Raw genomic sequence first — 15104 nt, 5'->3', positions numbered from 1 at the left:
TAACTATGAAACGATTTCGTTTTCTGCCTATATTTGCTGTAGCTAGTTTGTTAGGTGGCTGTACTGGCTACCCTCGCCTGTTGAACTATCCTATCGATCCTGGAGGTCGCAGTCTTAACAGCTTGGGATCGGAATTAAATCCACAAATTTCCAAACGGTATGTTGTTTTTACAACTGACCGCCGGGGAAGCCAAGATGTTTATATGTTTGATACGGTCACTCGGAATTTAGTCGATTTGCCCGGTTTAAATTCTTTTGATACTGTAGCAACTCATCCCTCTGTTGCTGAGAATGGTCGTTACATTGTTTTTGCTGCTAACCGTCAGGGGAGATCGGGAATTTTTCTTTACGACCGCGAAACACGGCAATTACGCAATTTAACTGCTAACTTGCAAGCAGAAGTACGCAATCCCACAATTAGTAATGATGGTAGTAGGATTGCGTTTGAGTCCAGCGTAAATGGGCAATGGGATATTTTAGTTTATAACCGTTCTGGGCAACCTTTAAATGTGCCTCAAGATCCCCAGTGAAGGAAACTCACTCAGACAGACAGACACTCCTAACTCTCTACTTCCTGTACGGCTTCAATAAGCGATCGCACTTGTTCAGTGCCAGCTGATGGTTCAAACTGTAGGGGGAACTTACCTCGGGCTATCATTCGCAATCCAAGAGGAGCAATACCGAGCAATCCTTTCAAGTCCCTAAAGTAGTTACCGACCACTTGTAAACCGAACTGACGTTCATCAATCCAGCCGCCTTGTTTGACTAAATTGACTAACACCTTACGGTGGCGAATGGAACGACTGTGACTGGCTTCCTTGAGATCGAGAATTTCCTGTTTGATTTTCGTAATTTGATCCAAAGGTGCAACGCCCATTGGACAAACACAATTGCAGTAGAGACAGCGCGTGCAACCCCAAACTCCTTGAGTTCCTTCGTTATATTCTTCTAAACGAGTTTCGGTTTTGCTATCGCGAGAATCTGCTACCATACGATATGCTTTGGCAAGAGCGTGGGGACCCACAAAATCTGGGTTCACTTCACGGGCGTTACATTCCGAGTAACAAGCTCCACACATAATACAGTTACCCGTTTCATCTAGGCGCGATCGCTCTTCAGGAGTTTGTAAGAACTCTCTTTCTGGTATACTGCGCCCTGCTGTACTCACATAAGGAGAAACCGCTTCTAAGTTGTCCCAAAAGCTGCTCATATCCACCACTAAATCCTTGATAACAGGCATATTACCCAGTGGGGCGATCGTTATTTCTGGGGTTGCATAAGTCTTGCTTTCTAGTGTTTGGGTTGATTGGGATCTAGCAATTTCACTGCCAACATTTTCCTTACAAGCCAAAGCTGAGCGCCCATTGATTCGTATGGCACAACTTCCACAAATTGTATTGCGACAATTTTTGCGAAATGCTAAAGTCCCATCTTGTTCCCACTTAATACGATTGAGGCAATCGAGGATAGTATTTCCTGGTTCTACATCCAAAATGTAGGTTTGTACCAGGGGGGAGGAATTTTGTTGCTGCCGTATGACCTTAAAAAGAACTTCCATTACTACCAACCAAAATCTTAATATTGCTATACCTGACTTGTGAAATTATGCCCACTCCTAAGGCGGTTGCTCAAGAGTGAGCTATACTCTTGCTACCCTTATAAGTTATAGCTAGGTGTTAACAGACTGATGATTCAAGAGCGAATCATTCCTAGTTTAAGGATAACGATGAAAATCTTTGTTGTACTAGTGCCCAATCTTGTTGACACCTGTTGTCTCAACTACCAGACCTGTAGCGAAAAAAGTAATCGCTGCTTGACATTTCATTTATGTGTTTGGGGTGATAGAGAGAGGGGTGGAGGTTGCCTCAGGAAGATTGAGGATTGTCATTTTAGCGTATCCCTTAACTAAAAATATCAGAATGAAATGCTTCTTAGGTTATAACTGTATCTTGATGTAAACACTAAAGATAGCTGCTAACCTAAAAAATCGGGCTTAACGGTGGCTAAGAGCCTATTTTTTGGTTATATAGAATTGTTAAAGCCCAATACAAGTACATCCTTGACCTGATAATCAAGAAACTCTTGGTTTTAGCTCCTGAATCAAAACTGCTTGTCATTCATTCAATGAATTTTTATAAAAGCCTTACAGGAATACTCATCCCGAGGGTAGGGATTAAGATAAAAGTGTATCAGCAAGTTTAATTCAAAATTAAACAACTATTTTGCTATTATTAAACCATGCTAGTATTTAATATGAAATTACGAAGCAACAAAACCAGTACCAATCGCTATATAGCAGCGGCTGTTACTGCTTTGTTTCTTCGTAATCTAGGAGAGATGAGAAATTTCTTGTCTCTACCGACAGGATAAAACGGAGTACATCTGCACAACCTCATTGAGCTACTTCTGCTGTCTAAAGCTAGAGAGAAGGAATAGGGAAAACCCTTCCACTCAAAGGCAAGAAAGACAGATCTGAAAAAGTGGAAAACCTGCTTTTCCTTGGGTTTACGACTGAGTAGTGGTAAAATTCAAGCTGCAAGAAAGCGGGAGTAAAAATCTCACCACTTTTTGCCTACCTAATTCGTTAAGGAGGCTGGAAGTGAGACCGCTACAGTAGTGCCAAAAGAGAGAATTATCTCATTTCCGATGGCAAATGATGGCTAAAAGTGCCGCAAAAGTACCAAAATTCATGCCTGTGACAACCATAACATGGCTCTGTTGGGGATAACCATAACAGAGGTTATTGAGTTACCTATATGAAGGAATTCATCCTTCATTCTCAGGTCTTAAGTGGCTTTGTGCAGATGTTAGAAAGCCAAATACTGGCAATGAGACAACATTGAATCAATTCGGAGAGAGTGAGGATATTTGAAGCGTAATGACTGAAACTGCAACCGCACCATTAACAGGTAAAGCACTGCTTGCTAAGGTGAAAGAACTTTCTAATTTACCACGGCGAGAAAGAGCCAAGCAGTGCGGTTACTATACAGTTACCAAAAATAACCAAGTTCGTGTCAATCTCACTGATTTTTATGATGCTTTACTGTCGGCTAGGGGAATTCCCTTAAGCCCAGAAGCACCAAAAGATGGTCGTGGGCGCAACCAGGGGTAGCAGCACGTATAGCTTGGACAGGGGCGGGTGAGGTGGTGCCACTCTCTCAGTTGCGCGTTGACAAACTACGCACTGCTATTGAGCGGGTACTGATTCAAGACAGTTACAAGAATAATGCATTGAGGTTACAAGAAGCCGTTCGCAAAGCAGGCGGGGTGAAACGAGCCGCCGATATTGTGGAACAGGCTGTATCTACGGGAAAGCCAGTACTGGCTTAAATGACGAATTCATGAGCTATCTACTAGGCAGTTCAAAAAGGTATTTTGCGATGACTCATTTTGGCATCATTTGTTCGCCAACAACTGGTCCCCTTAACACCATGCTTCCCTTGGGACAGGAACTTCAAAGACGCGGTCATCGCGTCACCCTATTTGGAATACTGGATGCTCAACCCAAGACACTGGCAGCAGGATTGGAATTTCGGGCAATTGGCGAACAAGAGTTTCCGTTGGGAGCAATCGCAGAATTCTTAGCCCAACAGGGGCAACTGGGTGGACTGGCTGCATTACGATATATCCTTAGTCTGCCCACCCGAATGGTGGCTGTTATGCTTCGCGATGCTCCAGCATCAATCAAAGCAGCAAATGTAGACGCTTTGCTGGTAAACCAATCTACCTCGGAGGGAGGGACTATTGCCGATTTATTGGGGATTCCTTTCGTAACCGTATGCAGTACTGTGGTGCTCAATCAAGAACCCGGTGTTCCTCCTACAAGTACCGTTTGGAGGTATAACCCAGCTTGGTGGGCGCGTTTACGCAATCAAATTGGCTATATGTTGTCTGCCCTTCTCAGTAAACCAATTCGAGACTTGATAGCTAAGTATCGCCAAGAGTGGAAATTACCCCAGTACTCTCACATTAATGATGTCAACTCTAGACTGGCTATACTCAGTCAAGCACCTGCCGAGTTTGAATTCCCCAGGCAGGAATTGCCGCCGTGGTGCCATTTTACTGGACCGTATCATTCTTCATCAAGTCGGGAATCTGTTTGCTTCCCCTATGAAAAGTTGACTGGGAAACCGCTGATTTATGCTTCGATGGGAACTCTACCAAATCCCCGAATTAGAATTTTTCAAAACATTGCATCGGCTTGTCAGGGATTAGATGCCCAATTGGTGGTTTCTTTGGGAGGCGCTGCTAGCCCGGAATCTTTGCCAGAATTACCCGGAAATCCTTTAGTTGTAGAATATGCACCTCAATTAGAACTGCTTCAAAAAGCAACTATGATGATTACTCATGCAGGAATGAATACAACTATGGAATGCCTGAGTAATGGAGTACCAATGGTAGCCATTCCAGTTACTTACGATCAACCAGGGGTAGCAGCACGTATAGCTTGGACAGGGGCGGGTGAGGTGGTGCCACTCTCTCAGTTGCGCGTTGACAACCTACGCACTGCTATTGAGCGGGTATTGACTCAAGACAGTTACAAGAATAATGCATTGAGGTTACAAGAAGCCATTCGCAAAGCAGGCGGGGTGAAACGAGCCGCCGATATTGTGGAACAGGCTGTATCTACGGGAAAGCCAGTACTTGTCAACGCATCTGAAACCCTTACTAATGACAAATGACTGAGGACGACCCTTACCAGTGACGTTTTTTCTTACCGACGTATATGCAATACTAATATGAACTACTTAAATAGAAAACTTGGTCCGATCGAGAATTTATTTGAAATTGCCCACGATTTGGGAGGCATGATCCTTGTAAATATTGCTCGGCTCGAAGGCTCAATCACTCCCAATATTGTTCGAGAGGCTCTCGATTTAGTTCAAAAGCATCATCCAATGCTTCAAGTTTATATAACTGAGTCAGTAGATGGCTTTTATTTTCAATCGAAGGACACGTCGAAAATTCCTTTCCGCGTCGTAGACAAACAACACGAGGAGCAATGGATTGAACTTGCCCAAGACGAGTTACACCAAAAATTTCCCGGTGGTCCAGTTCCTCTATGCCGAGTAACTCTTCTTCGTTCTCGTACAAGTCACGGTATTAGCGAAATTATTGCTACGTTTCACCATGCTATTGCTGATGGTTTGTCGTGCATGGTTTTTATTGACGAGCTATTGTCTTACTGTCAGCGAATTGCTGCTGGCGATAGCTTCGCTCCTCTTTGGAAAGCAGATGGCATACCCTCTGTAGCCACTATGCAATTACTTCCTGCGGTTGAAAATCTGCTTGACAGCAGCCTTATCGGTGAAAATAAAGTTGCGGATTCAGTGGAAAAACCTACTGAGGAAATCCAACCACCAAAGTTAATCATTGAAAGTGAGGCACCTGCAAGTAAACGGCGTACCCGTTTTATAACCCGGATTCTCAGCACAGAGATGACTATTATGCTGAGAAATCGTTGCAAGCAGGAGGAAACCACCGTACATGGCGCTTTATGTGCGGCAATGTTATTTGGAGCAGCCAAAATTATCCATAACGAAACACCAATACATTTATCTTGTGGTTCAGCTATTGATTTAAGAAAATTTTGTAAACAGAAGGTTAACGATGACTACATAGGTTGTTTAGCAACTGCCATAGGAGCAATTCCTCATACGTTAGAAAAATATACTAACTTTTGGGATTTAGCACGAGAATGCAAATCAAAAATCAGTCATTCTCTTAGTCAAGTACTTCTTCTTTCTCAAATAAATACTGAAAATTTGCAGTTCGATAGGGATTTAGTTTTAAAATTTTTAGAACCTCAAATGGGAAGAGGAAATACAGTTGAAATATCAAACCTAGGGGAATTTCCGTTTAAAAATAAATATGGAAAAGTTCAACTTAAAGAATTATACTTTGCTACGGGTCAGCATCTAAATGGCTCGTGTTTTGCCTTGGGTGTAGTTACTTTCCACCAACAAATATTTTGTCGTTTTACCTATATAGACCCTCTTGTCAGTACTAAGACAGCAGAATTATTTGTAGATTCTGTCATGGAAACTATAAAGAAAGCAGGCATATCTCAATCTTTTAACTTGACAATGTTAGATGAAGTGGTAATTTCAAATTGAAAAAGATGCTTTCAAACTTAAACAAAGATACCGATGCGATCGCACCCTCATCAGACAGCAACACCGAGCTTTCTCAAGAGGCAGTTCTGACAATGTCCTGTATTGGTATGTTCGGGCGATTCGGCAACCAGTTATTTCAGTATGCTTTCTTACGGATCTGCGCTGAGAAGAGTGGAGCAAGAGTGGAGTGTCCCCCTTGGATTGGTCAGACTCTCTTTGGTCACAAAGATGCACCAATTTCCAAGTGCTTGCCTCCTGCAATTGAGCACTTAGATAATAGAGAAAGTTTTTTCGATGCTTTTCCAGAATTCATTCGTGTCGTGGAAAAACAAGCGAATGCTAGAAGTTATTGTGTGGGAGCAGAAGTTCTCAATGTTGGTTTGGTAAACGTCGATCTATGGGGTTTCTTTCAAATACATACCCGACTGTTGAAACCTCATAAGGAATATTTTCGTTCCCTTTTTCAACCAGTAAGTGAATTGAAAACTGTATTAGAGGATGGGCTAAATCTTCTTCGTTCCAAAGGCAAAACGATTGTAGGAATCCATATTCGACGAGGCGATTTTATTGCATTTCCGCTAGCTGGCTTTACCTTCATGGTTCCTTCAAAATGGTGGCTGGACTGGTTGGAAGGGATATGGAACAAATTGGAAGCCCCGGTTCTCTTTTTGTGTAGCGATGACATAGACAGTGTTGTTCATGACTTTAGCAAATTTTCCCCTGTAACATCAAAAGATTTAAATGTGAAGCTGCCAGAAAGTATGAAAGATTTAAACCTAGAGTTTTACATCGACTTCTTCATGTTAAGTAACTGCGATGTGGTAGGTATTAGCAACAGTACCTTCAGCTTCACTGCGTGTATGCTAAATGAGCGTGGAAAGATGTTTGTTCGCCCACACTGGGATTTTTCCACAAAGTTCACGGTTTTCGATCCTTGGGACAGCCAACCGCTTTTATATCTAGGGGGAGAAAAGCCCAAATTTTCAAAAAGCTTTAGTGATGCCCTATATGTAACTTATATTACTCAGGGTATTTCGGGCTTGCTTAAATTTATATTTATTTACTTTCCTAAAAGTTTTATTGAAGGCTTGGGATTCCGAATTTACTTGGGTTATCAAGCTCAAGGTTTTGTTGGCGTTGTTAAGAGCTTATTCCGTGCTGCAGGTTAGCTTTCTATGGGGAACATATGAGAGGTTGTAGACGAGTACCAATTAAAAGTAGGTTAAGTTGGTTAAGTTACGTAGGTAGGGCTATGCCGCACACCCCTTTATTGAGCAGGTGCAAGATGTCAGGTTAAAGACTTATCATAAAGATAGCAGGGGCAGGGGGAAAGAGAATTTCCGGCTTTTGCACAGATCTTCTTTTTTATAACTAATCAACCGGACATGATATGAGAGGTTGTAGACGAGTATCAATTAAAAGTAGGATAAGTGAGTTAAGTCAGAGAAGCAAGGGAAGGCATTTCCAAAAAATAAATTTCCTATCTTGTGGTAAGGGCGTCCTCGCCCGTTTTTTGTAAATGGCTCTCTGAAAGTTTTAGTCTAAACTCCAGTCATAAAAAACGCGAACAATAGTTCAATTATAATTGTGAAAATTTTTTGAAAAAAATTGATTTCAATTGAAAACATGGTAATGTTAGCTACAAAATGCATTTTTGAAGATTAAGAATTGAATTAAAAGCTTTTAATTCCTATTGACTTTCAAGAAGTTGAATTTTACACTCAATTTTCGATGAGAGTTTTTGTATTGCAAATATTTATAAGAACTTGAAAGACCCTAAGTTCTTACTAAATGGCTGTCATACATGAGAAATCTTTGTTAACAACTACACACTGATTATTGTCATAATTCGGGATAAACACCATGAAACTATTGTTTAGACCGCTCAGCTGGTCGATCTCTCTGGTCGGTTTCTGTTTGGTGGGAATTGCTGCTAGCCCTGTACTGGGTGACCAGAACGTGGTCACTGAGACGTTCAACGTTCAGCCCGTTAGCTGTGAGGGCTTGAATTTGAACGGTGTTTTGTATTCTTTTACCGTTGCCAATTCGCCCAACTTAGACTGTGTCGCTGGCTTATTTTTTGGACCTGGAGCCACCAACAATATTCAACCCCCTAACATCGAAGGCAATGCATCCGGCGTGCTTCACCTTACGTTTGACAAGCCTACGACAGTTTTCGGATTTGGAGTAGCGCAAAGCGTTTTTGGCGTCCCTCAGTCGGTAATTATCACTCTTAACCGCCCTGGGGCTGGTGTGCTCCGTCAGGAAGTCCAACTCACTACGACCAACGATCCTTTTTTCGTTGGTGGGCGCTACGATTACGATGGTCCGGCGGTCAAGAGTGTCTCAATCAGCTTCTCCAATTCTGGTGGACGCTTTGCCTTGGATAATGTGAGCTACTTCCGTCCACCTGCTCTGTCGGATTAATGAGGTGCAAAATAGGGGTAGTAAGTCAAATTTACTAGTACACACGTACCTAGAGAAATCCTCCTCTGAACACGCTGAGAGGAGGACATATATATTCCAGTAACCTTTTCAAAATCTTTCGGCGGCTCCTAGGGAATTCTCGCAGGGGTGAGGGCGTCGGTGTGTTTGCTATTTGTACGATCGCATTCACCTGTTCCCTGACCCCACACCACCAGCCGTCCACGAATGTCCAAGAATATCCAACAGGTCGTCACCAGCCGGACATCCCTAACCTCATATCTTGCACCACCATTTTATTGAGAAAATAATAGGCTGAAAAGCTTATTATTACGTAGGGTGGGCACCGCCCACCACCCCTTTATTGAGAAGGTGCAAGATGTCAGTAACCCCTAACCCTTGCAGTTCTACTGTGAGGGTTTCTCTGTTAGAATCGCACCACTGCCATCTAGTCTAAAGTCCAGTTCAAGGTTTGGCGGTTGCTTTCGGAGTTCCTCAAGAGTATCTTGATGCTGTCGCCAAAGGTGAGTGTGACTTGAAGAAGATTTTGGACAACCTGTCCACTTTCTTCGTCCAAAAAAGATACACAACTTATATCTTTAGTTATAACCTCTTTAACCCAGCGAAGCTGGGTCATTTTTCATGTTTTAGTCTAAACTTCAGTATTTAGTAAAGATGGAATTTAAACTCTGCAAAACCTACTTTTCGTACTTGTTACTAAAAATTGGGATTTAGACTCTACAGAACCCACTTTTTATACTGGTTGCTAAAATGGGATTTAGATTCTGCAAAACCCACTTTTCGTACTAAAAAATTTAAATTTTATTTGCAAAATAAGAACAGATTTTAAAAAAAAAACCTGCTTTAAGAGGTAGATGCTTATCTACTTTAAGGGGTAGTTTCTAAATTTAAATACAATGATAATGTGTACTTTAGTTGACATACATTACGTGAGTGTAAACCTAATACTGCTTGTTTAATGTATGTCTTGACGTTAGTTACATTTAATGTCAAAGCAAGGATTTTGGATTCGTTTATAGTTTTATACCGTTTCCATATGAAGATGCATAAAAAGAACCCTACCGCCTGCGGCACCTGCCCGAACTTCGGGCAGGTTGGGAGGGGTAAAAATCTTGTACAGCTTCATAGAAAATTAATATTAACCAAGCGCTATTGAGTGTAGAGCTTGTTAGTTAAATAAGAGCGTTTACCATATGGCTCCACTAAAGTTTTAATGTCAAACAAATTACAAGAGCAAAATAATGTTACGGAAACTTTGTACTATAGTAAATGTCTTAAGGGAAAGAGCCTTATATCAAAAAGACCAAAGAGCTTATATCTTTATAAAAGATGCAGACACAGAATTAGCTAGTCTGACTTATGAAGAGTTAGACCGACTTTCACGAGCGATCGCGGCGAAACTCCAGAGTATAAAAGCTAGCGGACAACGAGCCTTGCTGCTCTATCCATCAGGTCTGGAATTTATTGCCGCCTTTTTCGGATGTCTGTATGCAGGAGTGGTGGCGGTTCCTGCCTATCCACCCAGACGCAATCAAAAGATGTCGCGACTGGAGGCGATTGTCGCAGATGCCCAGCCTCAAGTGTTACTGACAACAGAAGCTTTATTAAGTAACATCAAAAGTCGGTTCGCCCAAAATCCAGAACTAGCCGGATTGCAGTGTTTGGCTACAGACAACATCGATCCATCTGCGGCAGAATCATGGCAGGAAACAGCCTTATACAGCGACACCCTAGCCTTTCTCCAGTACACTTCCGGTTCTACAGGAACACCAAAAGGAGTGATGGTAAGTCATGGCAATTTGCTGCACAACGAACAGCTAATCCAGAAGGGATTCGAGCATAATTCGCAATCTAGCGTCGTTGGCTGGTTGCCTCTTTTTCATGACATGGGTCTGATTGGGAATGTACTTCAGCCTCTGTACTTGGGTATTCCATGTATTCTCATGTCTCCAGAGGCTTTTTTCCAACGCCCTTTGCGTTGGCTCCAAGCTATTTCCCACTACAAAGCAACTACCAGTGGTGGACCCAATTTTGCCTATGACTTGTGCGTAAACAAGATTACTCTTGAAGAGAAAGCAACTCTCGACCTTAGTAGTTGGCAAGTGGCTTTCAACGGGGCCGAACCAGTCCGCGCCGAGACAATGAAAAAGTTTGCAGAGGCTTTTGCATCTTGTGGCTTCCGCGACTCGGCATTTTACCCCTGTTATGGTATGGCGGAAACAACTTTAATTGTTTCTGGTGGTTATGCAAGCGCCCCGCCAGTTTTGCAAACTGTCCAAAAAGCAGCACTAGAGCAAAATCGGGTAGTTTTAGCCGAAAGCGCAAAGGACGATTTCACTCAAACAATAGTTGGTTGCGGTCAACCCTTGGAGGATTTAAAGGTTGTTATTGCCCATCCAGAAACTATGACCCGCTGCAAACCTAATGAGGTAGGTGAAATTTGGGTATCTGGTTCTAGCATCGCCCAAGGCTATTGGAATCGACCGGAACAGACCGAGCAAACTTTTCGAGCACAGCTGCAAGACATTGGAGAAGGACCTTTTTTACGGACGGGGGATTTGGGATTTTTGCACAATGGCGAACTGTTTGTCACGGGGCGCGTCAAAGATATGATTATCATCCGAGGGCAAAACCATATGAGACTGCGTCTCTTCAACAAAGATTTGCAATAGTTCTAATTCAAATTCTGGATTACTTTCTGATATCTCTTGTAAATGCTCCCAATCAATGAGTACTTCTAACGAATCAAGATTGTTGACAGAAAAGCTTTGCTCCAACACCATTGGCTCTTGTTGTGTAAATATTACTTGACCCCAACGCTCTAAAACTACAGCCAATTGTTCTTTTTTCACTGGCTTGCTTAAATAGTCATCCATACCTGCATCCAAACACATTTGCTCGTCTTGTTTCATAGCATTAGCTGTCATAGCAATGACCACAGGACGGTAACCATTGGCAAAAGAACTTTCTTCCCTGTTACGAATTTCTCTTGTAGCTGCCAAACCATCAAGAATTGGCATTTGGCAATCCATAATAACCAAGTTATAAGGAATTTTTTCCAACAAATCTAAAACTTCCTGACCATTAGCAGCGACATCAGCATCATAACCCAGGCTTTTTAATTGTCTCAGGGCGACTTTCTGATTCACCAGATTGTCCTCAGCAAGTAAAATTCTTAACTTAGGTTTGATAGACGAGTAAGGCAAATCTTTCTTGTTTCCTTGTTCCCCGTATTCCCTTATCTCCTTGTCCTCTTTTTCAATCTCGGATTGAGTTTCTAAAATATTCATGATGGTATCAAGCAGCCGGGAAGCTTTGACAGGTTTAACCAAATAAGCAGCAAATCCTATGTTTAGTGCCCGTTGTACTTCATCACGCTGATTCGTAGAAGTCAGCATAACCAACGGTAGATCTGCGATAGCTGAATCTGCCTTAATTTCTGAACCCAAAGTCAGACCATCTACCTCTGGCATTTGCATATCAATCAAAGCAAGATCGTAAGGCATGTTTTGCTTGGATGCTTCTTGCAAAGCTTTAAGGGCAGAAACAGCACAAGATGCTTCTTCTATCTGCATTCCCCAATGGGTAGCTTGATGGTAGATAATTTTGCGATTGGTAGCATTATCATCTACCACCAATAACCGCTTATCAGTTAGACAATGACTATTTTTTACTGATGAAACTGTCTGGAGTTGCTTGGTAAAAGGAATCGCAAACCAAAACTTAGATCCTTTCCCTAACTGACTTTCTAACCCAATTTCTCCTCCCATTAAGATAGCAAGTTGCTTGCAGATGGATAATCCTAAACCTGTTCCTCCATACTTGCGGGTGGTAGAAGCATCCACTTGAGTAAATGGTGAAAAAAGTTTGTGTCGATCTTCAGGAGTGATGCCAATACCAGTATCCGTGACAGAAAACGAGATGATGGCTGTCGTGGAAGTTTCTGCTTGTAATTTCGTTTGCACCAAAATTTCCCCACAACTCGTGAACTTAATAGCGTTACTTATCAAGTTCATCAGGATTTGTCGCAAGCGACTCTCGTCTCCTTTAAGGTGGGTTGGGACATTATGGTCGATTAATGCTGCAATTTCCAATCCTTTCTTATGTGCGGCAGGGGCTAGTAATTCCAACACTTCTTCCATACAGGTAGACAGATCGAAATCTAGTGTTTCTAAAGTCATTTCCCCAGCCTCTAGTTTTGATAAATCCAAAATTTCGTTAATCAAAGTTAAGAGGGCGTCTCCACTGATACGAACTGTTTCAACAAAATCTCGTTGTTCTGGATTTAAAGGAGTTTCTAACAGCAGCCCGGTCATACCCAAAACTGCATTCATGGGCGTCCGAATTTCGTGACTCATATTAGCCAAAAAAGCACTTTTGGCTTGAGAAGCTAACTCGGCTTGGCGACGGGCAACTTCTATTTCCTGTCGCTGACGAGTTTCTGCTTCTAGCAATTGAGCTTGAGTTAGTGCAAGACCAACTTGGTCGGAAATTTGTTGCAAAAGATGAGTATCAAAGCTTGACCATTGCTGAGAACAATCGCAACAGTAATGAACGATGAGTAAGCCACAGAGTTCTTCTTTGACAAAAATGGGTACGACAAAATTAGCTTTGACCTCAAAGTTTTGCAGTAACTCCATATAGATTTGTTGCATTTCAAGCAACTCTAAATTTGGAATGGTTGAAATCCTTTTACAACGGTATTGCTGTAAATAGAACTGCTGCTGGTATTCTGCTTGAAGATAAGCTTCTGACATTTTTTGCCCTTTGATGCTCCGGCTGTCACAAACCACGGCTTCTGTGATGATGCTAGCCAACCAATCAGGAGAAGGCTGGTAAATGAGAACTCGATCGCTCTTGAGAATTTTTTGTACCTCATTCACTGTAGTTTGAAGAATTGCTTCAATTTGTAGCGATTGACGAATCTTGAGGGTAATTTCAGTCAATAGATGCAATCGCAAATTCTGGCGTTGGATCTCTTTTTCTGCTTGCTTGCGTTCGGTAATATCAATACCAGTACCAATGATATACTCCACTGTACCCGTTTCGTCTTGCAACAAAGTATTCGACCATGCAATGAGTCGCTGGCTACCATCTTTGCTGACCCAGTAGTTTTCATACTCTTTCAATCCTTCCCCAGCCACCAGCTGCTCAAAGCAGCCTTTCACCCGATCTTTCTCTTCAGGAAGTATAAACAAGTTCCAGAAATATCTATTCCTCACTTCCTTGAATGAATAACCTGTTGTTTGTTCGCAGGCTTGATTAAAGCGAACAATTCGCCCTTGTGGGTCTAATACGACTACCAAGGCGCTGGCTGTATCCAGAACTGCTGAGATAAAGTTGCGTTCTTTGTTTAGGGATTCCTCTGTGCTCTGGCGCTCAATTATCTCGCAGTAAATGTGGTAGTAACCCGCAGCAAGAATGACAAAAGTCAGAGCGATCGCAATTGCAAGTGTTAGCTGCGTATTGTACATATTGGCTTGCACTGCTTTTGACTGTATTTTAAGTCTTTTCTTCTCTTCGTTTTCTATTTCAAGAATAACCTTACGGATTTCATCCATAAAGTTTTTTCCCCTATGTGTGCGAACCATCTGTAACGCCACCTCAAATCCTTTTTGCTGGCGCAAGCTTACTGTCTGCTTAAGTTCTGCAAGTTTTGCAAATATCAGGGTTTCAAGGGCTTTTAACTGCTTCTGTTGCTGAGGATTATCTACTATAAAACTCTTAAACTCTTCAATTTCTGCATCAACATTAACTAGTGCTGCTTTATATGGTTTCAGATAAACTTCTTCTCCTGTAAGAAGGTAACTGCGTTGTCCAGTTTCAGCATCTTTCATTGCGGACAGCAGTTTTTCCAGATTGTTAATTTTCTCTTGGGTCTTTATCACCTGACGGTTAGTCTCAACAAAAACTTGTGTCGCTTGATACGAAAATATGCCAATGAAAATTAAAATTGCTGAAGCAAATCCAAAGCCTCCAGCCAGCCAGAGAAAGAGATGCTTGCGTACTTTCTTTACCTGTTTGCGTTCATTTTTCGTAAGTACTAAACTAGTTAAATTACGTCTTAGTTCCATGAGTGTAATGACATGGTGACCTAAGGTTCTTAATGCCTCAACCTGTTCTGGAGAGAGTTGTCTGGGCACATAGTCAATGACACACAGCATTCCTATTGCCTGTCCTTCAGGATTTATCAAAGGTGCGCCAGCATAAAACCGGATATTGGGGTCAGAGGTCACTAATGGGTTGCTGGCAAAACGCTCATCAGCTGTGGCATCAGGAACAACAAAAATGTCAGATTGTAAAATGCCATGAGCGCAGAATGCAATATCACGAGGTGTTTGTAGCGCGTCTATACCAAGTTTTGACTTAAACCACTGGCGGTTGGTATCTACTAAACTGATTAGGGCAATAGGAGTTCCACAAATATACGACGCTAAACGGGTAAGATCGTCAAAGGCATCTTCAGGGGGAGTATCAAGGATTTTATATTCTAAAAGCGCTGCAATTCTTTTTGCTTCGTTATCAGGTATTGGAGCTTTCATC

General features: G+C 42.1%; 9 protein-coding genes and 3 pseudogenes. 8 read left to right on the top strand and 4 right to left on the bottom strand.

What is annotated here, in order from left to right; translation table 11 throughout:
- Nucleotides 1-5: 5 nt before the first annotated feature.
- A complete protein-coding gene (locus ACYRY3_RS11270; protein WP_460201762.1) occupies nucleotides 6-530 on the top strand; it encodes a TolB family protein in 525 nt (174 codons plus the stop codon).
- Between the two features lie 29 nt (nucleotides 531-559).
- Here the strand turns inward: ACYRY3_RS11270 and ACYRY3_RS11265 are convergent, their stop codons facing one another.
- Entirely contained in the window at nucleotides 560-1558 is a 999-nt protein-coding gene (locus ACYRY3_RS11265; protein ID WP_460201761.1) for a succinate dehydrogenase/fumarate reductase iron-sulfur subunit, read from the bottom strand.
- A 1320-nt stretch (nucleotides 1559-2878) separates the two neighbouring features.
- On the opposite strand from ACYRY3_RS11265, the pseudogene ACYRY3_RS11260 reads away from it, so the two are divergent.
- From ACYRY3_RS11260 to ACYRY3_RS11235, 6 genes and pseudogenes are all read left to right on the top strand, one after another.
- Nucleotides 2879-3100, top strand: a pseudogene (locus ACYRY3_RS11260) (AbrB family transcriptional regulator); the annotation flags it as partial.
- Nucleotides 3100-3330, top strand: a pseudogene (locus tag ACYRY3_RS11255) (glycosyl transferase family 1); the annotation flags it as partial. The pseudogenes ACYRY3_RS11260 and ACYRY3_RS11255, both read left to right, overlap by 1 nt.
- Before the next feature lie 50 nt (nucleotides 3331-3380).
- Nucleotides 3381-4682, top strand: a complete 1302-nt coding sequence (locus ACYRY3_RS11250) for a glycosyltransferase (protein WP_460201760.1) — start codon at nucleotides 3381-3383, stop codon at nucleotides 4680-4682.
- Nucleotides 4683-4739: 57 nt separating this feature from the next.
- A complete protein-coding gene (locus ACYRY3_RS11245; RefSeq protein ID WP_460201759.1) occupies nucleotides 4740-6116 on the top strand; it encodes a condensation domain-containing protein in 1377 nt (458 codons plus the stop codon).
- 5 nt (nucleotides 6117-6121) lie between these two features.
- Nucleotides 6122-7285: an alpha-1,2-fucosyltransferase gene (locus ACYRY3_RS11240; RefSeq protein WP_460201758.1), complete on the top strand. Its 1164-nt coding sequence runs from the start codon at nucleotides 6122-6124 to the stop codon at nucleotides 7283-7285.
- Between the two features lie 703 nt (nucleotides 7286-7988).
- Nucleotides 7989-8543 (top strand): hypothetical protein, encoded by a 555-nt coding sequence (locus tag ACYRY3_RS11235; RefSeq protein ID WP_460201757.1) that lies wholly within the window; start codon nucleotides 7989-7991, stop codon nucleotides 8541-8543.
- Nucleotides 8544-8671: 128 nt separating this feature from the next.
- Here the strand turns inward: ACYRY3_RS11235 and ACYRY3_RS11230 are convergent, their stop codons facing one another.
- Together ACYRY3_RS11230 and ACYRY3_RS11225 are read right to left on the bottom strand one after the other, a co-directional pair.
- Nucleotides 8672-8797, bottom strand: a complete 126-nt coding sequence (locus ACYRY3_RS11230; protein ID WP_460201756.1) for a hypothetical protein — start codon at nucleotides 8795-8797, stop codon at nucleotides 8672-8674.
- A 191-nt stretch (nucleotides 8798-8988) separates the two neighbouring features.
- Nucleotides 8989-9177, bottom strand: coding sequence for a hypothetical protein (locus tag ACYRY3_RS11225; protein ID WP_460201755.1), 189 nt, complete (start codon nucleotides 9175-9177; stop codon nucleotides 8989-8991).
- Between the two features lie 625 nt (nucleotides 9178-9802).
- Here ACYRY3_RS11225 and ACYRY3_RS11220 point away from each other — a divergent pair.
- Nucleotides 9803-11197, top strand: a pseudogene (locus tag ACYRY3_RS11220) (fatty acyl-AMP ligase); the annotation flags it as partial.
- Here the strand turns inward: ACYRY3_RS11220 and ACYRY3_RS11215 are convergent.
- Nucleotides 11105-15103, bottom strand: coding sequence for a response regulator (locus tag ACYRY3_RS11215; RefSeq protein WP_460201754.1), 3999 nt, complete (start codon nucleotides 15101-15103; stop codon nucleotides 11105-11107). The pseudogene ACYRY3_RS11220 and the gene ACYRY3_RS11215 sit on opposite strands and share 93 nt — an antisense overlap.
- Between the last annotated feature and the right edge of the window lies 1 nt (nucleotide 15104).

The sequence above is a fragment of the Scytonema sp. NUACC21 genome, assembly GCF_054684315.1.
Note: the sequence above shows the minus strand (reverse complement) of the source record. Positions and strands in the feature narration are given on the sequence as shown.